Annotated in this window: 20 protein-coding genes; 14 read left to right on the top strand and 6 right to left on the bottom strand. The window is 67.1% G+C overall.

The features are described 5' to 3' along the window. Positions 1-43: 43 nt before the first annotated feature. Complete coding sequence (locus AC3DE2_RS15760) at positions 44-1,648, bottom strand: M4 family metallopeptidase (protein WP_488426974.1); 1,605 nt, start codon at positions 1,646-1,648, stop codon at positions 44-46. A 301-nt stretch (positions 1,649-1,949) separates the two neighbouring features. Here AC3DE2_RS15760 and AC3DE2_RS15765 point away from each other — a divergent pair, with 301 nt between their 5' ends. The 5 genes from AC3DE2_RS15765 (at position 1,950) to mdtD (ending at position 8,720) form a co-directional block, all read left to right on the top strand. Then, on the top strand, positions 1,950-3,200 hold the full coding sequence (locus AC3DE2_RS15765; RefSeq protein ID WP_488426975.1) for an NAD(P)/FAD-dependent oxidoreductase: 1,251 nt from the start codon (positions 1,950-1,952) through the stop codon (positions 3,198-3,200). Then, the gene (gene gorA / locus AC3DE2_RS15770; RefSeq protein WP_488426976.1) at positions 3,197-4,558 is read left to right on the top strand and encodes a glutathione-disulfide reductase; all 1,362 of its coding nucleotides are present in this window, start codon (positions 3,197-3,199) and stop codon (positions 4,556-4,558) included. Before AC3DE2_RS15765 ends, gorA begins: the two co-directional genes overlap by 4 nt. A 126-nt stretch (positions 4,559-4,684) precedes the next feature. Then, entirely contained in the window at positions 4,685-6,154 is a 1,470-nt protein-coding gene (locus AC3DE2_RS15775) for a DUF418 domain-containing protein (RefSeq protein ID WP_488426977.1), read from the top strand. 100 nt (positions 6,155-6,254) lie between these two features. After that, positions 6,255-7,235, top strand: a complete 981-nt coding sequence (locus AC3DE2_RS15780; protein WP_488426978.1) for a DMT family transporter — start codon at positions 6,255-6,257, stop codon at positions 7,233-7,235. 57 nt (positions 7,236-7,292) lie between these two features. Then, the gene (mdtD, locus tag AC3DE2_RS15785; protein WP_295380449.1) at positions 7,293-8,720 is read left to right on the top strand and encodes a multidrug transporter subunit MdtD; all 1,428 of its coding nucleotides are present in this window, start codon (positions 7,293-7,295) and stop codon (positions 8,718-8,720) included. A 15-nt stretch (positions 8,721-8,735) separates the two neighbouring features. Here mdtD and AC3DE2_RS15790 read toward each other — a convergent pair whose 3' ends face one another. The 4 genes from AC3DE2_RS15790 to AC3DE2_RS15805 form a co-directional block, all read right to left on the bottom strand. Next, positions 8,736-9,866, bottom strand: a complete 1,131-nt coding sequence (locus AC3DE2_RS15790) for a carboxylate-amine ligase (protein ID WP_295380453.1) — start codon at positions 9,864-9,866, stop codon at positions 8,736-8,738. 103 nt (positions 9,867-9,969) lie between these two features. Then, the gene (locus AC3DE2_RS15795) at positions 9,970-11,922 is read right to left on the bottom strand and encodes an alpha/beta hydrolase family protein (protein WP_488426979.1); all 1,953 of its coding nucleotides are present in this window, start codon (positions 11,920-11,922) and stop codon (positions 9,970-9,972) included. A 458-nt stretch (positions 11,923-12,380) separates the two neighbouring features. Further along, a complete protein-coding gene (gene parE, locus AC3DE2_RS15800; protein WP_488426980.1) occupies positions 12,381-14,270 on the bottom strand; it encodes a DNA topoisomerase IV subunit B in 1,890 nt (629 codons plus the stop codon). Positions 14,271-14,304: 34 nt separating this feature from the next. Further along, positions 14,305-15,012 (bottom strand): hypothetical protein, encoded by a 708-nt coding sequence (locus AC3DE2_RS15805; protein WP_488426981.1) that lies wholly within the window; start codon positions 15,010-15,012, stop codon positions 14,305-14,307. Between the two features lie 163 nt (positions 15,013-15,175). Between AC3DE2_RS15805 and AC3DE2_RS15810 the strand changes: the two genes are divergently transcribed. From AC3DE2_RS15810 to truD, 9 genes are all read left to right on the top strand, one after another. Then, positions 15,176-15,436, top strand: coding sequence for a hypothetical protein (locus AC3DE2_RS15810; RefSeq protein WP_295380468.1), 261 nt, complete (start codon positions 15,176-15,178; stop codon positions 15,434-15,436). Between the two features lie 131 nt (positions 15,437-15,567). Further along, positions 15,568-17,229 carry a CTP synthase gene (pyrG, locus tag AC3DE2_RS15815; protein WP_295380471.1) on the top strand — a complete coding sequence of 554 codons (1,662 nt, stop codon included), beginning with the start codon at positions 15,568-15,570 and terminating at the stop codon, positions 17,227-17,229. A 95-nt stretch (positions 17,230-17,324) separates the two neighbouring features. Continuing rightward, positions 17,325-18,158, top strand: a complete 834-nt coding sequence (gene kdsA / locus AC3DE2_RS15820) for a 3-deoxy-8-phosphooctulonate synthase (RefSeq protein WP_488426982.1) — start codon at positions 17,325-17,327, stop codon at positions 18,156-18,158. Between the two features lie 209 nt (positions 18,159-18,367). Then, entirely contained in the window at positions 18,368-19,519 is a 1,152-nt protein-coding gene (locus tag AC3DE2_RS15825) for a hypothetical protein (protein WP_488426983.1), read from the top strand. After that, positions 19,516-20,802 carry a phosphopyruvate hydratase gene (gene eno, locus AC3DE2_RS15830; protein ID WP_488426984.1) on the top strand — a complete coding sequence of 429 codons (1,287 nt, stop codon included), beginning with the start codon at positions 19,516-19,518 and terminating at the stop codon, positions 20,800-20,802. Before AC3DE2_RS15825 ends, eno begins: the two co-directional genes overlap by 4 nt. Positions 20,803-20,807: 5 nt before the next feature. After that, the gene (gene ftsB, locus AC3DE2_RS15835; protein WP_488426985.1) at positions 20,808-21,179 is read left to right on the top strand and encodes a cell division protein FtsB; all 372 of its coding nucleotides are present in this window, start codon (positions 20,808-20,810) and stop codon (positions 21,177-21,179) included. Beyond that, entirely contained in the window at positions 21,176-21,874 is a 699-nt protein-coding gene (gene ispD, locus AC3DE2_RS15840) for a 2-C-methyl-D-erythritol 4-phosphate cytidylyltransferase (RefSeq protein WP_488427095.1), read from the top strand. Before ftsB ends, ispD begins: the two co-directional genes overlap by 4 nt. 70 nt (positions 21,875-21,944) lie before the next feature. Then, positions 21,945-22,436, top strand: coding sequence for a 2-C-methyl-D-erythritol 2,4-cyclodiphosphate synthase (gene ispF, locus AC3DE2_RS15845; RefSeq protein WP_488426986.1), 492 nt, complete (start codon positions 21,945-21,947; stop codon positions 22,434-22,436). Further along, positions 22,427-23,482 (top strand): tRNA pseudouridine(13) synthase TruD, encoded by a 1,056-nt coding sequence (truD, locus tag AC3DE2_RS15850; protein ID WP_488426987.1) that lies wholly within the window; start codon positions 22,427-22,429, stop codon positions 23,480-23,482. The genes ispF and truD overlap by 10 nt, the downstream gene beginning before the upstream one ends. 47 nt (positions 23,483-23,529) lie before the next feature. Here truD and AC3DE2_RS15855 read toward each other — a convergent pair whose 3' ends face one another. After that, entirely contained in the window at positions 23,530-24,066 is a 537-nt protein-coding gene (locus AC3DE2_RS15855) for a Smr/MutS family protein (protein ID WP_488426988.1), read from the bottom strand. Positions 24,067-24,154: the final 88 nt, after the last annotated feature.

The following is a 24,154-nucleotide window of genomic DNA, read 5'->3' on the forward strand; positions in this document are numbered from 1 at the left end:
CCGCTTGCGCGGGCCGTTTCCTGTTGCGCTGCCAGGGACAGGCTCAGTTGACGCTCACCGCGCTCCACGCGCGCGCCACCGCGTTGTACTGCGCCGAGCCCGCGCCATACAGGTCACTGGCCGCATTCAACGTGGCCGTGCGCGCCTGCGGATAGGTCGTGCCGGAGGTCATGTACACGGTCAGGGCGCGATACCAGATGCGCTGGGCGGCATCGCGGCCGATGCCGGTCACGCCGGTATCTCCATTGCAGACCAGCTGGCTGGCGGTATAGCTGAAGCCGGCCGGCGAGACCGCGCCTTCGGCAAGCAGGTAGAAGAAGTGGTTGGCCGGACCCGAGGAGTAATGCGGATCCACGCCGGCAAAGCCCGCCGCCGGATAGCAGTTGTAGGAACGGCCGGCATCGGCGTCGCCGGGGCGGAACATGTAACGAAGCGCCTTCTTGCCGTCCGGATTGCTGCGGTAGATCTTCTCGCCGATCATGTAGTCGCCCGGGTCGCTGGCATTGTTGACGAAGTACTCCACCATCGTGCCCATGATGTCGGAGGCGGCTTCGTTCAGGCCGCCGGCATCGCCGGAGTAGGCGAGGTTGGAGGTCGCTTCGGTCACGCCATGGGTCATCTCGTGGCCGGCGACGTCGATCGCCACCACCGGATACCAGGTCGAGGTGCCCAGGCCGTAGGCCATGAACTTGTACGGCGCGCCATACCAGCCCGCGTTGCCGCCGGTGGCCGGGCCGCCGCCGCCGCGGAAGGTGACGTTGACGACGCTCTTCACGCCCACGCCATCGTTGAAGATGCCGTTGCGGCCGAAGGTGTTCTTGTAATAGTCCCAGGTGGCGGCCACGCCGAAATGCGCGTCCGAGGCTTCGCTGGCCACCTGCGATTCGGTGTTGTTGCCCCAGTTGTTGTCGGCGTCGGTCATGATCGCCGCGGTGCTGTACACGCGGCTGATTTCCTTGCCCAGGCCGTCGCGGGTGTTGCCGCCGCCGCGGGTCGGATCCAGCAACTGGTAGCCGCCGCTGATCGAATTGGTGGTGATGGCGACGTCGCCGAGGAACAGGGTCTGGCCGGTGCCGACGGCCGCGGCGGTATGGATGATGTTCCAGTGATCCAGCACCTTTCCGCTATGCGCGTCGACGAAGTAGCGCATGTCCGCTTCACCCTGGCTGTCGGACACGCCGCGCACCCGCACTTCGTACGCGAGTACCGGCTGCGCGCCGCGCGCATAGATCACCAGGCCCTGGCTGCCGATATCGTCGATCTGGCCCTTGAAGTCGGCGCCGGCCGAGATCACCGCGGCGTCGGCGTCGATGCCGGCCTTGAGCGCCGGACGGCCGTTGCCGCGCAGGGTGAGGCTGGTGGATTTGAGTTTTCCATTCCTGGAGTGAATCACCACGTCGCCGCCGATGACCGGCAATCCCCTGTAGCGACGATCCATGCGCACGTGCTCCGTGCCGTCGCGATCGACGATAACATCGCGGGCGACGAACTCGTCGCCGTCGCTGCTCTTCAGCGCGGCGGCGTGGCCCAGCGCCAGGCCCTTGGCGCGGCTGGCGGCTGGCGTCTGGTCGGCGTTGGCGGCGTAGAGCGGTGAAGAGACGAGGATGGCGGCGATGGCCGTGGTGATGAGACTGATCTTCCGTTGCATTGCTTGCTGACCCCTGTGGTGTGTGGATGTGGGTGATGCGACAGCAGGATTCGGAACAGGATCGGAAGCGGATGGGGTGCGCTCCATCGCGCGGCGGCGGACGCGACCGGCGATGTCCCTACGATGTTGTCCCGGGACAATGGGTGTCAATGGAAACCATGTGAAGAAAGACAGAGAATGACGGTTACCTTCTTCGGATTACGCTTGACATGTCCGCAACCGCTGGCGTCGCAAGGACAGGGCAGCCATTCGATCGGACATGCGTCATTCCATGGGAACGCCTGATGAGCAGACAGCACGCATGAATTCGCGCGACGAGATTCTCATTCTCGGTTCGGGTGCGATCGGCCTGTCGACCGCGCTGATGCTGCTGGAAGCGGGGCGCGCGGTTCGCGTGCTTGAAGCGGGCGAGCACATCGGCGCCGGCGCGTCGCACGGCAACTGCGGCACCATCACCCCCAGCCACGCGCCGCCGCTGGCCGCGCCAGGCGTGGTGCGGCAGGCGTTGCGCTGGATGCTGACCCCGGACGCGCCGCTGTATCTGAAACCGCGTGTCGACCCGGCCCTGTGGGGATGGCTGCTGCGCTTCTCCGCGCGCTGCAATCCACGTGACTGGCAGGACAGCGCACGGGCGCGCGCCGCGTTGCTGGACGATTCGCGCGCGCGGCTTGCGAGGTGGGTCGAACGCTATCCGTTGCAATGCGAGTTCCAGGAAGAAGGGCTGGATTACGTGTTCCGGGATCCGCGCAATTTCGAGCGATATGTGCACGAATGCGAATCGCTGCGACGGATGGGAATCGCCAGCGAGGTGATCGGCGGGGCCGAATACGAAACCCAGGAGCCGGCGATGCGCGAAGGCGTCGCCGGCGCGATCCGGTTTCCCGGCGATGCGCGCTTGCGCCCGGATCGTTACGTCGCCGAGCTCGCGCGCGTCGTGCGTGAGCTCGGCGGGGAAATCGAAACCCGCTGCCGCGTGCTCGGCTTCGAGGACGACCGCGACGGCGTGCGGATCAGCACGTCGCGAGGAATGCGACAAGGACGCGAAGCGGTGTTCGCGCTGGGTGCATGGACGCCGGCATTCGCGCGCCGGCTTGGCCTGCGCATTCCGATCCAGCCGGGCAAGGGTTATTCGGTGACCTACAGCCGTCCGCAGCGGGTACCGAAACGGCCGCTGGTGCTGAAGGACCGCTCGGTCTGCGTGACCGTCTGGGACAGCGGCTTCCGCCTGGGCAGCACGATGGAATTTTCCGGCTACGACGATCACCTCAACGACGTCCGCCTGGCGGCGCTGGAGCGCGGCGCGCGCGAGTTCCTGCATGACCCGGTCGGCGACATCGTGCAGGAACGCTGGTGCGGCTGGCGGCCGATGACCTGGGACGACCTGCCCCTGCTCGGCCGCGTGCCGCGACATCCGCGCCTGTGGCTGGCCGCCGGCCACGGCATGCTCGGCATCAGCATGAGCGCCGCCACCGGCCAATTGATGGCCGACCTCGTCACCGGCCAGGCGCCGGCGTTCGATCCCTTTCCCTATCGACCGGAGCGTTTTTCATGAATCCGCAGACCCATTTCGACCTCATCGTGATAGGAGGCGGCTCCGGCGGACTGGCCGGCGCGTTCCGCGCCGCGGCCCATGGCGCGCGGGTCGCCCTGCTGGAGCCGGCGGAACTCGGGGGGACCTGCGTCAATGTCGGCTGCGTGCCGAAGAAGGCGATGTGGCTGGCCGCCGACACCGCCCAGCGCATCGCCCTGGCCGCGCAACTGGGTTTCGAACTGGAATCGCGCCCACTCGACTGGCGCGAGTTCATCGTCCACCGGACGCGCTACATCGCCGGCATCCATGCCAGCTACCGCAAGCGCCTGGATGAGAGCGACATCGTCTGGATGCCGTGCCGGGGCCGCCTGATCGATGCGCACACCGTCGAGAACAGCGAGGGCGCACGCCTGCATGGCGATCGGATCCTGCTTGCCACCGGTGGCAAGCCGCGCCGGCCGCCGGTGCCCGGCGCGGAGCTTGGCGGGGTGTCGGACGACTTCTTCCAGTTCTGCGAACCGCCGCCGCGGGTGGCGTTGATCGGCGGCGGCTACATCGCGGTCGAGCTGGGCGGCGTCCTGCAGGCGCTCGGGAGCCAGGTGGAACTGTTCGTGCGCGGCCAGCGGCTGCTGGAAGGTTTCGACCACGAACTGGCCGCGGACCTGCTCGAGGACAATCGCCAGCATGGCCTGCACGCGCATTTCGGCCACAGGCTGGCGGAACTGCAGCCGGCGGGCGATGGCAAGGTCGTGCTGGTGGATGCGAATGGCGAACGCAGCGATCCGTTCGATCGGGTGATCTTCGCCACCGGACGCGTCCCCAGCACCGCCAGCCTCGGCCTGGAGAACGCCGGCGTGGCGCTGGATGCGCGCGGCTTCGTGCAGGTCGACGAATGGCAGGACACCAGCGTGGCGAACATCCACGCGGTCGGCGACGTCACCGCCGGTCCGGCGCTGACCCCTGTGGCGATCGCCGCGGCGCGCCGCCTGATGGACCGCCTGTATGGCGGCAAGCCGGAGTCCCGGCTGGAGTTCCGCGACATCGCCACGGTGGTGTTCTCGCATCCGCCCATCGGCAAGGTCGGGCTGACCGAGCATGAAGCCCGCGCCCGCTTCGGCGACGATGCCGTGCGGGTCTATCGCGCCCGATTCCGGCCGATGCTGCATGCCTTGGCCGATTCCCCGCAGCGCAGCCTGTTCAAGCTGGTGTGCGTGGGCGACGAGGAAAAAGTGGTGGGCCTGCATCTGCTGGGCGAGGGCGCCGACGAGATCCTGCAGGGCTTCGCGGTGGCGATCCGGCGCGGCATCACCCGCCGGGATCTGGAAGACACCATCGCCATCCATCCGACTTCGGCCGAGGAAGTCGTGTTGATGCGCTGACGCGCGGCGACAGGCGCGGGATGATCCGACCGGCGGCGGGCCATGCCGACGGTTGGGTGACCTCCGGCACCTGAGCCTCCCCACGCCCGGCGCTATGGTGCGCCGGGTACAGGCAGGAGAGCCGCCATGCAGCAGGACGTTTCCGCAACCGCCACGCCCGCGCCCACGGAGACTGGCGCCGCGCTGACCCCCATCGACGCGGGCGAGCGCATTGCCGCGCTGGACGTCATCCGTGGCTTCGCCCTGCTCGGCATCTTCCTGATGAACGTGGAGTGGTTCACCCGCCCGATCAGCGAACTGGGCCGTGGCATCGATCCTTCGCTGCACGGGCTGGACTACGCGGTGAGCTGGGGGGTGTACGTGCTTGTCCAGGGAAAATTCTGGACCCTGTTCTCGCTGTTGTTCGGGATCGGTTTCGCGGTGATGCTGGGGCGCGCGGAGAGCCGCGGCCGGGCGTTCGTGACGCCCTACCTGCGGCGCATCCTTGGATTGATGCTGTTCGGCATCGCCCACTTCATCCTGATCTGGACCGGCGACATCCTGCACAACTACGCCATCACCGCGCTGGCCCTGCTGCTGGTGGTGACCCGAAGCTGGAAGCTCTGGCTGGGCATCCTGCTCTCGTTCGCGGTTGCCTCCATCGCCCTTAAGTCAGACGCGCTGGGAGCATCCATCGCCGTGCTCGTGCTGGTCGGCGTGCTGATGTTCTTCCTGCACCGGGGCAGCCTGGCGCGCTGGTGGAAGTGGGGCGTGACGCTGTACTCGCTGATGTTCGTGCTCGGCCTGATCGGCGCGGGCGTGACCGCGGTGTACCCGCAGATCCGCTCGCCGGAAACCGCGGAGCAGACCAGCAAACGCCAGGAGCGATTGGCGGAAAGGGCGAAGGAGCGGGTCGAGGAGATTCGCATCGACAGCCGCGGCACCTACGCCGAAGCGGTCCGTTACCGCGCCGGCAAGTTCGCCGAGGACATCCAGGGCGCGGCCGGCCTGAGCTTCATGGCCTTGCCGATGTTCATGATCGGATTCTGGTTCGTCCGCGCCGGCGTGATTGCGCGCCTGCGCGATCATGCGGCCCTGTTCCGCCGGCTGGCGACATGGACCTTGCCGGTCGGCATGGCCCTGACCTTGCTGAGCGTATGGATGGTGCCGAGCTTCCCTGGCGACGGACTGGGAGGCCGGGACCCGGCGCGGATGGCGGCGATGTCGTTGTTCCAGCTGGGCGCGCTGCTGCTGTGCCTGGGCTACTTCGCCGGCATGATCCTGTTGCTGGGAACGCGGATGGGCCGCTGGTTGGCGCCGTTGGGATACGCGGGCCGGATGGCGCTGACCAACTACATCGGCGCGTCGCTGGCGGGCACCCTGTTTTTCTTTGGCTATGGCCTGGGCTACTGGGGCCAGTTGTCCCGACCCGGGCAAATGGCGTTCGTGGCGGTGGTGTTCGCGTTGCAGGTGGGCTTCAGTTACCTGTGGCTGCGCCACTTCCGCTATGGACCGCTGGAATGGGCCTGGCGCGCGCTGACCTACTGGCAGTGGCCGGTGATGCGTCGTTCCCGGAACGTCGCGGCCGGCGCGGATGGAACGGTGCATCCGGCCTGAGCCGGACCATGCGGGTTTAGAATGCGCGCATGGATGAGCGCATTTCTCCCCACGCGTCACGCCTTCCTTCCGTTCCCGCCACGCCTCCGGACTGCCGACGATGAGCGGTGCAGGGCAGGACGACGAAGCACAGCAGGATGAATCCGCCAGCGCGGTGCTGGATCCGGAGGCGGCGCCTTCCGGATCCGCGGCACCGCGACCGCTGCTGGGCGGTTTCGCCTTGGCGGCACTGGGTGCGATCGCGTTTTCGGGCAAGGCCATCATCGTCAAGCTGGGCTACCGCCATGGCGTGGATGCGGTCACCCTGCTGGCGCTGCGCATGCTGGTCGCGCTGCCGTTTTTCGTGCTGATGGGCGCGTGGGCCGCGCGCCGCGCTTCGCCGCTGGCGAAGGGCGACGGCTTGAAGATTGTCGGGCTGGGATTCTTCGGCTACTACCTGGCCAGCTTCCTGGATTTTGCCGGGCTGGCCTTCATCACCGCCACCCTGGAACGGCTGATCCTGTATCTCACCCCGACCCTGGTGCTGGCGATCGGCCTGCTGGTGTTCCGACGCCGGGCACGCCGTGCGCAGCTGGTGGCGCTGGTGATCAGCTACGCCGGCGTGTTGCTGGCATTCGGCCATGACTGGTCGCTGGGGGGCGGCAACATCGCGCTGGGCAGCCTGCTGGTGTTCGGCAGCGCGTTGGCCTACGCCATTTATCTGGTCGGCAGCGGCGAGATGGTGCGCCGGGTCGGCGCGGTGCGCCTGACCGCGTACGCCAGCAGCGTGGCCAGCGTGCTGTGCATCGGCCAGTTCCTGCTGCTGCGGCCGCCGGCGAGCCTGCTGGACATTCCCGTGCCGGTCTGGTGGCTATCGCTGCTCAACGGCACCGTCTGCACGGTCCTGCCGGTATTGATGGTGATGATGGCGGTGTCGCGGATCGGTTCCGCGCTGGCCGCGCAGATCGGGATGATCGGGCCGGTTTCGACCATCGTGCTCAGCCTGCTGCTGCTGGGCGAGCCGATGGGGGCGTGGCAGATCGCCGGTACCGTGCTGGTAATGTCCGGGGTGTTCGTGGTCTCGCGGCAGAAGGCGGCATGAGCGAACGCGCCCTGCGCCTTCATCCGTCCGCGGCTCCGGCACGGGCACAATGAACGCATGAATTCCTCCGCGACCCCGCCGCCCGCCATCGCCCTGCGACCGCTGCTGTGGCTGGTGGCGGCCGGCGTGTTCATGCAGATGCTGGACAGCACCATCGTCAACACCGCGCTGCCGGCGATGGCCCGTGATCTCGGCCAGTCGCCGCTGCGCATGCAGGCGGTGGTGGTGGCCTATGCCTTGACCGTCGCGATGCTGATACCCGCCTCGGGCTGGCTGGCGGATCGCTTCGGCACCCGGCAGATCTTCATCGCCGCGGTCGCGCTGTTCACCCTGGGCTCGTTGACCTGCGCGTTGTCGCAGAACTTGTCGCAACTGGTGGCCTCGCGTGTGCTGCAGGGTGTCGGCGGGGCGATGCTGCTGCCGGTCGGACGGCTGGCGGTGCTGCGCGCGGTGCCGCGCAAGGATTTCCTGGCGGCGATGAGCTTCGTTACCGTACCCGGCCTGATCGGGCCACTGATCGGGCCCACGCTCGGCGGCTGGTTGGTGGAAGTCGCCTCGTGGCACTGGATCTTCCTGATCAACCTGCCGCTGGGCGTGCTCGGTACGATGGCGGCCCTGCGCTGGATGCCGGACCTGCGTGGCCCGCGGGTGCGCTTCGACGCATTGGGTTATGTCCTGCTGGCTTTCGGCATGGTGGCGATATCGCTGTCGCTGGACAGCCTGTCCGATCACGCCGGCCGCCGCGGCGCGATGATGGTGCTGCTGGTGTTCGGCCTCGCGGGACTCGTGGCGTACTGGCTGCATGCGGCGCGGGCGCCGCGCCCGTTGTTCCCGCTGGCGCTGTTCCGGGTGCCAAGTTTCAGCATCGGCCTGCTGGGCAACCTGTTCTCGCGCATGGGCAGCAGCGGCATGCCGTTCCTGATTCCGCTGATGCTGCAGGTCGGACTGGGTTTCTCGCCGATGTCGGCGGGCATGCTGATGATCCCGGCCGCGCTGGCCGGCATGTTCTCCAAGCGCATCGTGGTGCCGCTGGTGCAGCGGCTGGGCTATCGCCGCGTGCTGGTCGGCAACACGGTGCTGGTCGGGCTGGCGATGGCCAGTTTCGCGCTGGTGTCGGCGGACCAGCCGACGTGGGTACACCTGCTCCATTTCGCCTGCTTCGGCGCGGTCAACTCATTGCAGTTCACCGCCATGAACACCCTGGCGCTGCGCGATCTCGACGGCGACCTGGCCAGCAGCGGCAACAGCCTGCTGTCGATGACGATGATGCTGGCGATGAGCATCGGCGTGGCGCTGGCCGGCAGCCTGCTGGGCATGTTCGGCAACCTCAGCCTGCATCCCCTGCAGGGGCAGGCATTGTCGGCATTCCGCTGGACGTTCGTCTGCGTGGGGTTGATCACGATGGCGTCGGCGGCCATCTTCGCCCAGTTGCAGCCGACCCACCGTATTCCACCGTCCAGCGTGAAGCGCGCCGATCCGGGCTGAGCGGTCCGCGCCGGATCAATCCTGCGCCGGCACGCTGGCCTCGGCCAGCCAATCCACCACGGCCTGCAGGGCGTCCAGGCGTCCGTCACCGGCATGCCGGCGCTCGCGATAGATCGCCAACTGCCGGTGCGCGCTGGTGCCGTGCTGGAGAATCCGCCAGATCTGTTCGAACGCGTGGCCGGCGTCCAGCGCGGCGATGTCGTCCTCCAGCACCTGCTGGGTGCTGCGCAGCATCTCCCGCACCGGCACCAGTCGTCCGCTGGCGAGATCGATCAGGCCGGCGTCGTAGCCGTGGCGCTGCGCCCGCCACAGGTTCTCCGCGATGATCGCCTGCACGCCCGTGTCCAGTCCCGCATGCCGTTCCGGATGGCGTTCCAGGTGGCGGACCAGGCAGCGGAACAGTTGCGCCAGCGCCAGCGCATCGTCGGCATCGGTGCAGCAATCCGGTACCCGCAGTTCCAGGGTGGGAAAGCGCAGTGAGGGGCGGATGGCCCACCACAGGAAACTGGCGTCCTCGATGGTGCCGGACTGCACCATCCGCGCGACGTAGCGGTCGTAGGCCGCCTGGTTGGCGAACAGCGGCGGCAGGCCGGTGCGCGGGATTTCCTGGTAGGCCGTTTGCCGGTACCCCATCAGCCCGGTGGGATGGCCCATCCAGAACGGTGATGAGGTGCTGATTGCCAGCAGCAGCGGCAGGAACGGCTGCAACCGACGCAACAGATCGATGCGTGATGAAGTGTCGGCCGGCTGCACATGCACGTGCAGGCCGCAGACCAGGTTGCGATGGCCGAGCATCTGCAACTGCTCCATCACCCGGTCGTAGTGCGGCTTGTCGGTGCTGCGCTGATCCCGCCACAGCCCCATCGGATGGGTGCCCGCGGCGAGGATGGCCAGGCCATGCTCGGCGGCGACGGCGCCCACCGTCCGGCGCAGGTGTTGCAGATCGCGCCGCGCCTCGCCGTGATCATGATGGACGAGCGTCTGCACTTCCACCTGGGTCTGCAGCAGTTCGCTGCCCACCCGATCGCCCAGCGCTTCGTGGCAACGGGCGAAGAACGCCCGCGGCATGTGCCGCAACCGGCGGCGGTTGCGGCGTACCAGGAAATATTCTTCTTCGAGTCCGAAGGTGTAGGGATGTGCCTGCACGTAGGGCCTGTCCGGAAAGGAACAGGCCGTTTATCGCATTGGCGGGGTAAACGTATCGTTCATGCGCGCCCCATCGCCGGTGCGGGCGATAGGGCGCACGGATTCACTTGCCGAGGTGCTTGCCGAGGAAGGCTTCCATGCGCCGATACAGCTCGGCGCGGTTTTCCGGCTTGTAGAAGCCATGTCCTTCGCCGCCGACGACCAGGGTCTCCACCGGTGTTCCCTGTTTCTTGAACGCATTCTCCAGCGCATTGAACTGGTCCATCGGAACACGCTGGTCCAGTCGTCCCTGCACCAGCATCACCGGGATCTTGATCTTGTCGACGTTGCGGGCGGGCGAGTTGGCGGCCAAGGTGGCGGGATCGTTGCCGAGTATCCGGTCCAGATAGCGGCGACCGGATTTGGTGTCGTTGATGTCGCCTTCCTTGTGCATGACCTGCAGGTCGTAGACGCCGACATAGCCGATGGCGCATTTGTACAGTTCGGGGTAACGGATGGGGTTCATCAGCGCGGCATAGCCACCAAAGCTGGCGCCGTACGTGCAAATACGGTCTGGGTCGGCAAGCTTGTTGTCGATGGCCCAGCGCACGCCATCGGCGATGTCGTCCATCATCTTGCCGCCCCATTCACGATAGCCCAGCCGTTCAAAGGCTTCGCCACGCCCGCCGGAGCCCCGGAAGTTGACCTGCAGCACCGCGTAGCCGCGGCTGGCGAGGAACTGGACGTCGTCGTCGAACGCCCAGCTGTCGTACGGTCCGTAGGGGCCACCATGCGCCATGACGATCAGCGGCTGCGGACCCGTAGCTCCCGTCTTGGCGGTGTAGAAGCCGAACAATTTCAGGCCGTCGCGGGCCTTGAACTCGAAGGGCCGCATCGGCGCCATCTGTTCCGGCTTGATCCAGGGCCGGACCTCGCTGATCAACTGCACCTTGCCGGCGTCGCGATCCAGCACGTAATAGCTGCCAGAATGGCGATCGGACCAGGTGCTGAACAGGATCTTGCGATTGTCGCGGCTGAAATCGAGGATGCTGACCATCTGCCCCGAGAATGACTTGAGCAGTCCGGCGTGCAGCTTCGCCCATTCCGAGCCATTGTCCAGGTAACGGATGGACGGCTTGTCGGAATCGAAAATCACCCCGAACGGGACCCCGTCATGGCCGGCGTACAGCAGGCGGCTGACCGAGGCATCGTCGCGACCGACCAGCAGGCTGCGGGTGCCGGCGGCGAAATCGATACGGAACAGTTGCGCGGGCTCCTGTTTGTCGGATACCAGCGCGTAGGCGGTGTTGTTGTCGCTGTCGAAACTCAAACCATACATCATGTAGCCCGCCAGCGCGGCGGGCACCGCCTGCCAGTCGGCGCCCGGCGTGGGCCGGTAGTGCAATACCGGTTCGTCATTGCCGTCGCGGGTGATGCGCAACCGTGGCTTGCCGGCGCGATCATAGTAGAAGCTCGCGGGCTTGGCCGAACGCTCAATCTCCTTGCGGGTGCCGGTGCGGGTATCCACCTTGTAGACGACGGTGGGCGACTCTTCGCCGCATACGCCCGGCCAGCAGGTGAAGTCGACCAGGATGCTGCCGGGCTCGCCTTCCAGGATGTGATCGACCGCTGCGAACCCCTGGTCCTTGCGGCGTCCGCTGCGAAGCCCGTCGTCCTTCACGTAGGCAAACAGGGTTTCCTGGGTCTTGCCGTGGATGTCCGAAGCAATCAACTCGCCATAGCTGTAAGGCCGGGCATGCAGTGGCTCCATCCTGGCGCGTGAAACCACGATCTGATCATCGTCGCTCCAGATGGGCGTGGCCACGTGTTGCTGCGGGCCGAAACGCAGTACCTGCACCTTGCCGCTCCCATCCAGCGGTACGATCTGCAACTGGGTTTCCAGTCCGTCGGCGCTGGGTACGGCCAGCGCCACGTGCTTGCCGCTGGGCGACATCGCGATGCCGCTGATTTCGCCATGTTTGGCGAAGCTCTCCACGGGAATCACCTGGCTCCAGGCAGGAGACGCCACCAGGCCACACAGCAGCGCGGCCCATTTCAATCCTTTCGATGCGTACACGGTTCCTCCCCAGGAACGGGTGCGGGTGTACGCGGATGTTGACACCGTGGCCGCCGGGTTGTCATCGGGCGGCGCATCTGGAAGCAGGGGGCGCAAGCCTGCGGCAGTGCGAATGCGACCGGAGCGGCTTGGCTCATCAGGCTGGGGCGAGGCCCCGGAAGGGTTGCCGGGGCCGGGAAGGCGGTGCGGGGACCGGCACCGCCGCCGTGGCTATCGAGGCGTCACGCCAGGATCAGACTTCCAGCGATGCCAGGTCGCCCTTGGTTTCCAACCGCGCCGTTGGAAGAACACCGACGAGGGCTGGCCGGTGCCGTCGCCACGGCGCATGACAAGGAAGAGCCCGGATCAGACTTCCAGCGACGCCAGGTCGCCCTTGGTTTCCAACCGCGCCGTTGGAAGAACACCGACGAGGGCTGGCCGGTGCCGTCGCCACGGCGCATGACAAGGAAGAGCCCGGATCAAACTTCCAGCGACGCCAGGTCGCCCTTGGTTTCCAACCAGCTCTTCCGCTCGCTCGCCCGCTTCTTCGCCAGCAGCATGTCCATCAGCGCGTGGGTCTGGTCGCCGTCCTCGACGGTCAGCTGGACCAGCCGGCGCGTATCGGGATGGATGGTCGATTCGCGCAGCTGCGAGGCGTTCATTTCACCCAGGCCCTTGAAGCGGGTGACGTTGACCGCGCCCTTGATCTTCTCGCGTTGGATCTTTTCCAGCAGCAGGCGCTTTTCTTCCTCGTCCAGCGCGTAGAACACCTGCTTGCCCACGTCCACGCGGAACAGTGGCGGCATCGCCACGAACACGTGGCCGGCCTGCACGAGCGCCGGGAAGTGGCGCAGGAACAACGCGCTCAGCAGGGTCGCGATATGCAGGCCGTCGGAATCCGCGTCGGCCAGGATCACCACCTTGCCGTAGCGCAGGCCGCTGATGTCCTCCTTGCCGGGATCGCAGCCGATCGCCACCGCCAGGTCGTGTACTTCCTGCGAAGCCAGCACGCTGCCGGAAGCGACCTCCCAGGTGTTCAGGATCTTGCCGCGCAGCGGCAGGATCGCCTGGAAATCCTTGTCGCGCGCCTGTTTGGCGCTGCCGCCGGCCGAATCGCCCTCGACCAGGAACAGTTCGGTCCGCGACAGATCCTGGCTGATGCAGTCGGCCAGCTTGCCCGGCAGGGCCGGGCCCTGGGTGACCTTCTTGCGGACGACCTGCTTCTCGGTCTTCAGTCGCGCGGCGGCGCGATCGATCGCGATCTGGGCGATCTTCTCGCCCAGATCCACGTGTTGGTTCAGCCACAGGCTGAAGGCGTCATGGGCCGCGCCTTCGATGAAGCCGGCGGCCTGGCGCGAACTCAGGCGTTCCTTGGTCTGGCCGCTGAACTGTGGGTCGGTCATCTTCAGCGACAGCACAAAGGTGACCCGATCCCATACGTCTTCCGGCGCCAGCTTGACGCCGCGCGGCAGCAGGTTGCGGAAGTCGCAGAACTCGCGCAGCGCATCGGTCAGGCCGCTGCGCAGGCCGTTGACGTGGGTGCCATGCTGGGCAGTCGGAATCAGGTTGACGTAGCTCTCCTGCACCAGTTCGCCATCCGGCACCCAGGCCACCGCCCAGTCGACGATCTCGGTGTCCTTCTTCAGCTGGCCGACGAACAGATCCGGCGGCAGCAGCTCGCGGCCCTGCATCTCGCCTTTCAGGTAGTCGCGCAGACCGTCCTCGAAATGCCAGGTGTCGCGCTCGCCGGTGGCTTCGTCATACAGCTTGACCGTCAGGCCCGGGCACAGCACCGCCTTGGCGCGCAGCAGGTGGCGCAGGGCGCGCGCATTGAACTTGGGGGTGTCGAAGTACTTGGCGTCCGGCCAGAAACGCAGGCGGGTGCCGGTGTTCTTCTTGCCGACGCTGCCGACGGTTTCCAGCTTGGAGGCGGCATTGCCATCGCGGAACTCCATCCGGTACTCGTTGCCTTCGCGCTTGATGAAGATCTCCACCTTCTTCGACAGCGCGTTGACCACGCTCACGCCGACACCGTGCAGGCCGCCGCTGAAGGTGTAGTTGCGGTTGCTGAACTTGCCGCCCGCATGCAGGCGGGTGAGGATCAGCTCGACGCCCGGGATCTTCTCTTCCGGATGGATGTCCACCGGCATGCCGCGGCCGTCATCGCTGACTTCGGCGCTGCCGTCCTTGTACAGGGTGACCTCGATCTCGCCGGCATGCCCGGCCAGGGCTTCGTCGACCGCGTTGTCGATCACTTCCTGGGCCAGGTGGTTGGGCCGGGCGGTGTCGGTGTACATGCCCGGGCGGCGCTTGACCGGATCCAGGCCGGAAAGGACTTCGATGTCGGCGGCGTTGTAACGACTGCTCATGAATTGGCTGTTGTCTCGGGGTTGCGTGTGCGGCTCAGGGACGGGAAACGTCCAACGAACGGCCGGTGTAGGGGTTGTACATGAAATCGCCGGGGAACGATTCGCCGGTGGCGGCGTCGCGCTTGTCCGGCAGCAGGCTGCCCAGCGGCAGGCGGAAATCGTGCCGCTTGTTGGTGGTCCTGACCTGGGCCAGGCCATCGCCCAGCGGGTCGATCAGACGGTTGCCACGGGCGTCGTTGCCGGGAAACACCAGGAAATACATGCTCCGGCCCATCGGACCGATGCCGTTGGCCAGGATCGGCTTCAGGAAGGCCAGGGTCGACGCCAGCCGGGTCGGCACCTTGTCCTCGGCCAGCACCGCGTGGGTGCGGCCCTGCGGATCGATCAGCACGGTGGATTCGCGCACGTCCGCTTCCGGGGTGAAACGGTACTCGAGGTCTTCAGCCATCGTGGCCTGCACCACCGCGACGATGTTGTAGTCGTTGAAGGTCTGGCCCAGCCCGGCAAGCATCTCCGGAGTCGCGCCCTTCTGCTGGGTCACGGCGACCTGCCAGTACTCCGGCGGGATCCACCACACCACCTCCATGCTGCCGCTGCCCAGGCCGTGCTTCTGTGTGTCGCGGGTGAGCGCGTCCAACTGCACCTGCTCGGGCGGCAGCGCGACGCGTGCGGCCAGGGCCGGGCCTGGCAGGGACTGGGCGAACAGCAGGAGCAACGCGGAGCAGATCAGGGCAGGGCGCATCGGATGGCGGTATCGGAATCCCACGAGACGCGAAGTGTGCGGCCAGCGCGCGGTTTTTGCACGTTCAGGGGCAGGCGGGGACGGCCGGGGTATGGTGCGGGCGCCGGGTTGAATTGCGGCCGTTCCGGCCCCAACTGGCGCACGAGTAAACCGGAGACATGCCATGAAACCGCGCAAGCTGCTGATCCTCGCCCTGGCGGCCGTGACCGCCGCCACCGCCGGCCTGGTGCTGGCGCAGCAAACCAAATCCGGCAACCAGGACGCCGAGAAGTCCGGATCCTCGCAGTCCGACTCCTCCGATGCCGATCGCAAGGCGCAGCGCCGGGCCGCCAACGAGGCCGCCGCCGCCGCCCGTGCCAAGCAGAAGGGCGAGCAGGACAAGAAGTCCGGCGGGCAGGAAGAGGAAGAAGAGCGCAAGCCCTGATTCCCGCGAAACCATTGCCGCACAAGGTTTTCGAGCCTTCCAGGCAACCCCGGACGCCCCGCCTGCGCGGGGCGTTCGGCTTTTAGAAACCCGGCGTTACCGGTAGACTATGGCTTTCCGGAGCCCCGCCAATGACTCCCCTTATTTTTGTTACCGGCGGCGTCGTGTCCTCGCTAGGCAAGGGCATCGCCGCCGCTTCGCTTGCGTCCATCCTCGAAGCACGTGGCCTGAAGGTCACGATGATGAAGCTGGACCCCTACATCAACGTCGATCCGGGCACGATGAGCCCGTTCCAGCACGGCGAGGTGTACGTCACCGACGACGGCGCCGAGACCGACCTGGACCTGGGCCACTACGAGCGCTTCGTGCGCACCCGGCTCAGCCGCAAGCACTCGATCACCACCGGCCGCATCTACGAGAACGTGATCCGGCGCGAACGCCGCGGTGACTATCTCGGGGCGACCGTGCAGGTGATCCCGCACATCACCGACGAAATCCGCCGCTGCATCGACGAGGCCACCGAGGGCCACGACGTGGCGCTGGTGGAAATCGGCGGCACCGTGGGCGACATCGAATCGCTGCCCTTCCTGGAGGCGATCCGCCAGATCCGCACCGAACGCGGGCCGGAGAAGGCGCTGTTCATGCACCTGACGCTGGTGCCGTTCGTGGCCGCGGCCGGCGAGCTCAAGACCAAGCCGACCCAACATTCGGTCAAGGAACTGCGTTCCATCGGCATCCAGCCGGACGTGCTGCTGTGCCGCTCCGAACAGCCGATTCCGGATTCCGAGCGCCGCAAGATCTCGCTGTTCACCAACGTGCCCGAGCGCGCGGTGATCAGCGTCCCGGACGTGGACGTGCTGTACAAGATCCCGCTGGGCCTGCACGACCAGGGCCTGGACGACATCGCCATCCGCCAGTTGCGCCTGGACGGCGCCCGCGAGGCGGACCTGTCCGAGTGGGAAGCGGCGGTCGACGCCACCCTCAATCCGCTGGATGAAGTCACCATCGCGGTGGTCGGCAAGTACGTCGATCACCAGGACGCGTACAAGTCGGTGGGCGAGGCGCTCAAGCACGGCGGCCTGCGCCAGCGCACCCGGGTCAACCTGAAGTGGATCGAGGCCCAGGACCTGGAAGACAGCGACATGTCGCTGCTGGACGGCGTCGACGGCATCCTGGTGCCGGGTGGCTTCGGTGATCGCGGTTTCGAGGGCAAGGTGCTCACCTCCCGCCACGCCCGCCAGACCGGCGTGCCGTACTTCGGCATCTGCTACGGCATGCAGGCGGCGGTGGTTGACTACGCCCGCCACGTGGCCGGCCTGGAAAGCGCCAACAGCACCGAGAACGACAAGCAGTCGCCGCATCCGGTGATCGCGCTGATCACCGAATGGCGCACCGCCAGCGGTGACGTCGAGAAGCGCGACGAGCGTTCGGACCTGGGCGGCACCATGCGCCTGGGCCTGCAGGAAGCGCGGCTCAAGCCGGGCACGCTGGCGCGCGAACTCTACGGCAAGGACGTGGTGGCCGAGCGCCACCGCCACCGCTACGAGTTCAACAACCGTTACCGCACCCAGCTGGAAGATGCCGGCCTGGTGGTTTCCGCCAAGTCCATGGACGATCTGCTGGTGGAAATGGTCGAACTGCCACGCGCGGTGCATCCGTGGTTCCTGGCCTGCCAGGCGCACCCGGAATTCCTGTCCACCCCGCGCGACGGACACCCGCTGTTCGTCGGCTTCATCCGCGCCGCGCGCGAGCGCAAGGCCGGTGGCAAGCTGCTGAAGGAAGCGCGCGCCTGAGTCCGCTCCGGCCCGTCGCAATGCCGATGCGTTGCGGCCCGCCGGTGTGCTGGTGTCACGGTCGCGACTGACGTCGCTCCTACCGAGGTATTGCAATGAAACTCTGCGGTTTTGAAATCGGCCTGGACAAACCCCTTTTCCTGATTGCCGGTCCCTGCGTGATCGAGTCCATGCAGTTGCAGCTGGATGTCGCCGGCCGCCTGAAGGAAATCACCGGCAAGCTGGGCATGAACTTCATCTTCAAGTCCAGTTTCGACAAGGCCAATCGCACCTCGGGCACCAGCTTCCGCGGCCCGGGCATGGAAGAGGGCCTGAAGGTGCTGGCCGAGGTGAAGAAGCAGATCGGCGTGCCGGTCCTGACCGACGTGCACGAGTACACCCCGATGGATGAAGTCGCCTCGGTGGTGGACGTGCTGCAGACGCCGGCGTTCCTGGTCCGCCAGACCGATTTCATCCGCAAGGTCTGCTCGGCCGGTCGCCCGGTCAACATCAAGAAAGGCCAGTTCCTGTCGCCGTGGGACATGAAACCGGTCGTCGAGAAAGCCAAGTCCACCGGCAATAACGACATCATGGTGTGCGAGCGTGGCGCCAGCTTCGGCTACAACAATCTGGTCAGCGACATGCGCTCGCTCAGCGTGATGCGCGATACCGGTTGCCCGGTCGTATTCGACGCCACCCACTCGGTGCAGTTGCCGGGCGGGCAGGGCAGCAGCTCCGGTGGCCAGCGCGAATTCGTGCCGGTGCTGGCGCGCGCTGCGGTGGCGGTTGGCGTGGCCGGCCTGTTCGCCGAAACCCATCCGGACCCGGCCAAGGCGCTTTCCGACGGTCCCAACGCATGGCCGCTCGACAAGATGGAGGCGCTGCTGGAAACCCTGCTGGCGCTGGACGCGATCACCAAGCGTTCGGGATTCCTGGAGCAGACGCTGTAAATCTGCCCGGGCAAGCGAACGGCGATAACTTCCCCGGTTCGCGCATGCCCATGTGATTTGGCATGAGCCTGATGGGCCACCGATAATCGAGGCGGACCGAATCCGGTCCGCCTCTTTTCGTTTCTGATGTCCGTTTCTCGATGAGCCATATTCCCGGCGCTCTTTCGCGCACGTTTTTCTTCGCATCCCCGCGACCTGCCAACTCCCGCTTGCCACGCCTGCGCGGCGCTTGGGCAATCGCCCTGTTCTGGGCAGGCCTGTCGATGGCGCAGGCCCAGGAATCCAGCGCCTGGCGCATGCCGGAAAGCCTGGATGATCTGTCCGAATCCGGGGTGCTGCCACTGACCGAATCCGAGCTGCCCGCGTTCGCCGCCAAGGCCGAGTCCGATCCCGTGCGTCGCGCCGAACTGGTCGAAGCGCTGCGTCGGGCTTCGGTGGTGCCATGGACGCCGGCCGAACGCGACACCTTTGTCGCCGAACTGGAGCAGCTCCAGCAGTGCGAAGCCGAACGTGGCCGTGAGGATCGGGACGACAGCAAGTTCGGTGAACGCATGGAGGCGGTGATGGCCTCGGGAGAACTGGAACGGCAGATCCGTGACTACGCCCGCCTGGTGGAGGTGCCGGAACTGGCGACTCCGCTTGACGCGCCGAGCTGTGGTCGCATGGAACTGATGAAGCAGATGCGCGAGCTGGCGATGCTGCCGATGGCCGCCTCCATGCTGGGGCCGCTGACCGGGCCGCGGGCAGCGCACCAGCTGCGCGGCGCCGGCATGGAACGGCTGTTCGGTTCGCAGATGATGGGTGGCCGCTGCGCCCCTTCGGAGACGTTCGTCCGCCTGTTGATGACCACGCCGGACAACCCACGCGGCCTGCGCACCGCCGACGACCGGTTGCGCTGCAAGACGGGACCGGCCTATTCGAGCCTGTGGAGCGAAGCCGAATACACGCGCCTGATGACGGCGATGCCGCAGGTCAGGCAGTGCCTTGCGTGGGGCAACGACCATGGTTTCGACCTGGAGGGCGCAACCGCCCGCTTCGCCGACAGCCCGGAACTGCCGCGCCTGTTCAAGGCCGCCTACGAACTGCTGGCCCATGTGGGTATCTCGAAGTCTTTCGGCTACGAGCTGCCGGCCGATGCCCAAGGACGCTCCAATGACCTGTTGGCCGGCATGCTGAATGTCGGAACGATGGTCGAGCAGTATCATGAAGGGGCTGAAATCAGCTCGCCGGCGGGCGCGCGCCAATTGCAGGCCACTGGCCTGCTGGCCCTCTACATCGCCCGTCTGGCCCCGGAAACCTGTAACCTTCCGAACGATTTCGTCCCCTTACTCAAACTGAACAGTCTGGCCGACCCCTCATGACCACGATCGCCAAAGTCCACGCCCGCGAAATCCTCGACAGCCGCGGAAATCCCACCCTCGAAGCCGAAGTCACCCTGGCCGACGGCTCGTTCGGCCGCGCGATGGTGCCGTCCGGCGCCTCCACCGGCACCAAGGAGGCCGTGGAGCTGCGCGACGGCGACAAGACCCGCTACCTGGGCAAGGGCGTGCGCAAGGCGGTCGAGAACGTCAACGGCCCGATCGCCAATGCCCTGCATGGCTTCGATTCTGCCGATCAGGAAGGCCTGGATCGCCGCCTGATCGACCTGGACGGCACCGAGAACAAGGGCCGCCTGGGCGCCAATGCGCTGCTGGGCGTGTCGCTGGCCAACGCCCATGCGATGGCCGCCTCGCGCAGGCAGCCGCTGTGGCGCTACCTGGCCGGCGGCGACGCGGTGACCCTGCCGGTGCCGATGATGAACATCATCAACGGCGGCGCGCATGCCGACAACAACGTGGACTTCCAGGAGTTCATGGTGCTGCCGGTGGGCTTCGATTCCTTCGCCGAATCGCTGCGCGCGGGCACCGAAATCTTCCATTCGCTCAAGTCGGTCCTCAAGGGCCACGGCCTGAGCACGGCGGTGGGCGACGAGGGCGGCTTCGCCCCGGATTTCCGCAGCAACGTCGAGGCCCTGGACACCATCCTGGAAGCCATCGGCAAGGCCGGCTACACCGCCGGCGAAGACGTGCTGCTGGGCCTGGACGTGGCCTCCAGCGAGTTCTTCGACAACGGCAAGTACCACCTGGTGGGTGAGGGCAAGCGCCTGACCAGCGAGCAGTTCGTCGACTTCCTGGCCGACTGGGCCGCCCAGTACCCGATCATCACCATCGAGGACGGCCTGGCCGAGGACGACTGGGCCGGCTGGAAGCTGCTGACCGATCGCATCGGCAACAAGGTGCAGTTGGTCGGCGACGACCTGTTCGTCACCAACCCGAAGATTTTCAAGGAAGGCATCGAGTCCGGCACCGCCAACGCGATCCTGATCAAGGTCAACCAGATCGGCACGCTCAGCGAAACGCTGGAAGCCATCGCCATGGCCCACAACGCGAACTACGCGGCGATCGTCTCGCATCGTTCCGGCGAAACCGAGGACACCACCATCGCCGACATCGCGGTGGCGACCACGGCCACCCAGATCAAGACCGGCTCGCTGTGCCGCAGCGATCGCGTGGCCAAGTACAACCAGCTCCTGCGCATCGAGGAAGCCCTGGGCAGCGCGGCGCGTTACGCCGGCCGCAACGCCTTCGTCTCGCTGAAGAAGTAAGCCGTATGCGCCGACTGGTCTGGCTGTTGCTGGTATTGGTACTGCTGCTGGCATGGCTGCAGTACCGGTTCTGGTTCGGCGCAGGCAGTTCCGGCGAGGTGGTCGCCCTGGAAAGCCAGGTGATCGTGCAGAAGCGCGAAAACGCCGGGCTGCAGGAACGCAACGACGCGCTCGCCGCCGAAGTCGAGGACCTCAAGTCCGGCGAGGCGGCGGTCGAGGAACGCGCGCGCAGCGAACTGGGCATGATCAAGCCCGGCGAGAAGTTCTACCGCGTGGTGGAACCGACCCCGCCGGTACCGCCGCCGCCCGCCTCCGGAGAAGAGGGCGACGCGGCGGCCGAACCGGCACCCGTAGTCGAAGCGGAGCACCAGCCCTGATGGCCGGGATCTGGGCGGTCATTCCCGCCGCCGGGCGCGGCACGCGCTTCGGCGGCGAGGTACCCAAGCAATACCTGCGGGTCGGTGGCCAATTGCTGCTGGAACACACGCTGGCGGCGCTGTTCGCGCACGATGCGGTGCTCGGCGCGGTGCTGGCGATTTCCGCCAACGATCCCGACTGGCCGGGCTGGACCTCGTTCGCCGGCCGGCCGCTGCTCACCTGCACCGGCGGCGCGACCCGCGCCGAATCGGTGCTGGCCGGGCTGAACGCGCTGCCCGACGACGTGCGCGCCGATGACTTCGTGCTGGTGCACGATGCCGCCCGCCCCAACCTGGCGCTGGCCGACTTGGCGCAATTGCTGGAACGCGGCCGCAACGATCCGGTCGGCGCGATTCTCGCCGCGCCGGTGCGCGACACCCTCAAGCGCGCCGGCGACGACGGCGGCATCGACGGCACCGAACCGCGCGCGCGGCTGTGGCGCGCGTTCACCCCGCAGTTGTTCCGCCGCCTGCACCTGCAACGCGCGCTGGAAGGCGCCGCCGGAGCGGGCATCGAAGTCACCGACGAGGCGATGGCGATGGAACGGCAGGGCCTGCGCCCGTTGCTGATCGAAGGCGCCGAGGACAATTTCAAGATCACCACCCCGGCGGATCTGGCGCGGTTCGAGTTCGTGCTGGCCCAGCGCGGGCGTTGAGCCGCCGCCGCATTCGCGGGTGCGAGAATCCGTTTCGCCCGATGACCCCTTTACCCGCAGGACCGCGTACATGCCCGACCTTCCTTCCATCCGCATCGGCCAGGGTTTCGACGTCCATGCCTTCGGTGATGGCGATCACCTGATGCTTGGCGGCGTGCGCGTGCCGCACGACCGTGGCGTGCTGGCACACAGCGATGGCGATGTGGTCCTGCACGCGCTGTGCGACGCCATCCTCGGCGCGCTGGCCCTGGGCGACATCGGCAGGCATTTCCCGCCCTCGGACCCGCGCTGGAAAGGCGCGGACAGCCGGCACTTCCTGCGCCATTGCAACGCTCTGATCGGCGAACGCGGCTGGCGGGTCGGCAACGCCGACATCACCGTGATCGGCGAGCGCCCCAAGGTCGGACCACATGCGGACGCGATGCGTGCCGCGATCGCCGAGGATCTCGGCATCGCGCTGGATGCGATCAGCGTCAAGGCGACCACCACCGAGAAGCTGGGCTTCACCGGGCGTGGCGAGGGCATCGCCGCGCAGGCGGCGGTGCTGCTGGTGTGGGCATGAGCGCGGATCTGCCGCGCGCATTCGGTCCGCCGGTGCTGCAGGCGCGTTTCCGCGCCGCGCCGGAGGATTTCTTCGTCGAGGAATTGCCCGGTTTCGAACCGACCGGCGAGGGCGAGCACCTGCTGCTGACCGTGCAGAAGCGCGGCATGAACACCGCCTTCGCCGCCAAACGCATCGCGGCATGGGCCGGACTGCCGGAAATGGCGATCGGCTACGCCGGCCTGAAGGATCGCCACGCGGTCACCCGCCAGCGTTTCAGCGTGCACCTGCCCAAGCGCAACGCGCCCGACATCGCAGCCCTGAACGCGGACGATTTTCTGGTGCTGGAATCGACCTGGCACAATCGTAAACTGCCGCGCGGCGCGCTGGCGGGAAATCGTTTCGTGCTGGTGCTGCGCGAAATGCTTGGCGAACGCCGCGCCATTGAACAGCGCCTGGCGGATATCGCCGCGCAGGGACTGCCCAATTGGTTCGGCGAACAGCGCTTCGGTCGCGACGGCGGCAATGTCGCCGCGGCGTTGGCGATGTTCGGCGGCCGCCGCGTGCGTCGCGATCAGCGTTCGATGCTGCTGTCGGCGGCGCGCTCGGAACTGTTCAACCGGGTGCTGGGCGCGCGCATCGCCGCCGGCAACTGGAACCGGGGCATCGACGGCGAAGTGTGGATGCTCGATGGCAGCCGCAGCGTGTTCGGGCCGGAACCGTGGAGCGACGTGCTGGCGCAGCGGCTGGCGGCGTTCGACATCCACCCCAGCGGCCCGCTATGGGGCGCTGGGGAGTTGCGCAGCGCCGACGCGTGCCGCGAACTTGAACTGACGGCGTTGGCCGACGACACCGCAATGCGGTTGCGCGGCGGGCTGGAGCAGGCCGAACTGCGCCAGGAACGCCGCGCGCTGCGTCTGCGCCCCCAGGGACTGGCTTGGGAATGGCTCGCCGACGACGTTCTGTCGCTGGGCTTCGCGCTGCCACCGGGCAGCTACGCCACCGCGCTGCTACACGAATTGGGCGAGGTCATCGAGGCCGGGCGCGATTCCGAATCCGCGCCATAGCCGTCACCGGCCGCGTGGCCGGTGACGCGTCTGCCCAACCGGAGTCGTCAGCGCCGCGCCAGCAACACCAGCACCGCGCCCGTGCCGCCCTGCGCGGCCGGCGCCGAATGGAACGCCAGCACGTCGCCGCGCTGGCGCAACAGCCGATCCACCAGGTTCTTCAGCACCGGAATCTCGCGCTCGTTGCGACGGCCCTTGCCATGGATGATGCGCACGCAACCATGCTCGTGCGCATGGGCTTCCAGCATGAACTGGCGCAGCAGGCGCTCGGCCTCGGCGGCGGTGGCGCCATGCAGATCCAGTTCGTCCTGGGCCGAGAACTGGCCCTTGCGCAGGCGCTGGAACACCCGCGGCGGCACGTTGTCGCGGCGGAAGCTGAGCACGTCACCGGCCTCCAGCAGCGCCAGATCGTCCAGCCCGCGCTGGAATTCGCTGCGCGCATCCACCTCATCGCGCTCGGCCATCCGCGCGGCCGGGCGCGGCCTGGGCCGGCGTGGCGGCGGGGCCGCGTCGGCCAGGGGTTTCACCTCGCCGATGGCCTGGCGGAACAAGGCGGCGTCGTCGTCTTCGGGGGGATCGGACATGCGCCACAGCGTAGCGCGGCGGGCGCGTGACGCAAGCGCGGGAAGCGGTCAGCCGCTTCCGGTATCATGGGCCATCCCCCGAGGAAGC

It is taken from the genome of Pseudoxanthomonas sp. 68-E7 (genome assembly GCF_057773145.1).

Bases quoted from the DNA above. Each gene is read 5' to 3' on its own strand.
- AC3DE2_RS15775 (WP_488426977.1), top strand. From the start codon at position 4,685: ATGCAGCAGGACGTTTCCGCAACCGCCACGCCCGCGCCCACGGAGACT.
- ftsB (WP_488426985.1), top strand. From the start codon at position 20,808: ATGCGCCGACTGGTCTGGCTGTTGCTGGTATTGGTACTGCTGCTGGCA.
- mdtD (WP_295380449.1), top strand. From the start codon at position 7,293: ATGAATTCCTCCGCGACCCCGCCGCCCGCCATCGCCCTGCGACCGCTG.
- AC3DE2_RS15855 (WP_488426988.1), bottom strand. From the start codon at position 24,066: ATGTCCGATCCCCCCGAAGACGACGACGCCGCCTTGTTCCGCCAGGCC.
- AC3DE2_RS15810 (WP_295380468.1), top strand. From the start codon at position 15,176: ATGAAACCGCGCAAGCTGCTGATCCTCGCCCTGGCGGCCGTGACCGCC.
- parE (WP_488426980.1), bottom strand. From the start codon at position 14,270: ATGAGCAGTCGTTACAACGCCGCCGACATCGAAGTCCTTTCCGGCCTG.
- gorA (WP_488426976.1), top strand. From the start codon at position 3,197: ATGAATCCGCAGACCCATTTCGACCTCATCGTGATAGGAGGCGGCTCC.
- AC3DE2_RS15765 (WP_488426975.1), top strand. From the start codon at position 1,950: ATGAATTCGCGCGACGAGATTCTCATTCTCGGTTCGGGTGCGATCGGC.
- AC3DE2_RS15760 (WP_488426974.1), bottom strand. From the start codon at position 1,648: ATGCAACGGAAGATCAGTCTCATCACCACGGCCATCGCCGCCATCCTC.
- AC3DE2_RS15780 (WP_488426978.1), top strand. From the start codon at position 6,255: ATGAGCGGTGCAGGGCAGGACGACGAAGCACAGCAGGATGAATCCGCC.
- AC3DE2_RS15805 (WP_488426981.1), bottom strand. From the start codon at position 15,012: ATGCGCCCTGCCCTGATCTGCTCCGCGTTGCTCCTGCTGTTCGCCCAG.
- ispF (WP_488426986.1), top strand. From the start codon at position 21,945: ATGCCCGACCTTCCTTCCATCCGCATCGGCCAGGGTTTCGACGTCCAT.
- kdsA (WP_488426982.1), top strand. From the start codon at position 17,325: ATGAAACTCTGCGGTTTTGAAATCGGCCTGGACAAACCCCTTTTCCTG.
- pyrG (WP_295380471.1), top strand. From the start codon at position 15,568: ATGACTCCCCTTATTTTTGTTACCGGCGGCGTCGTGTCCTCGCTAGGC.
- eno (WP_488426984.1), top strand. From the start codon at position 19,516: ATGACCACGATCGCCAAAGTCCACGCCCGCGAAATCCTCGACAGCCGC.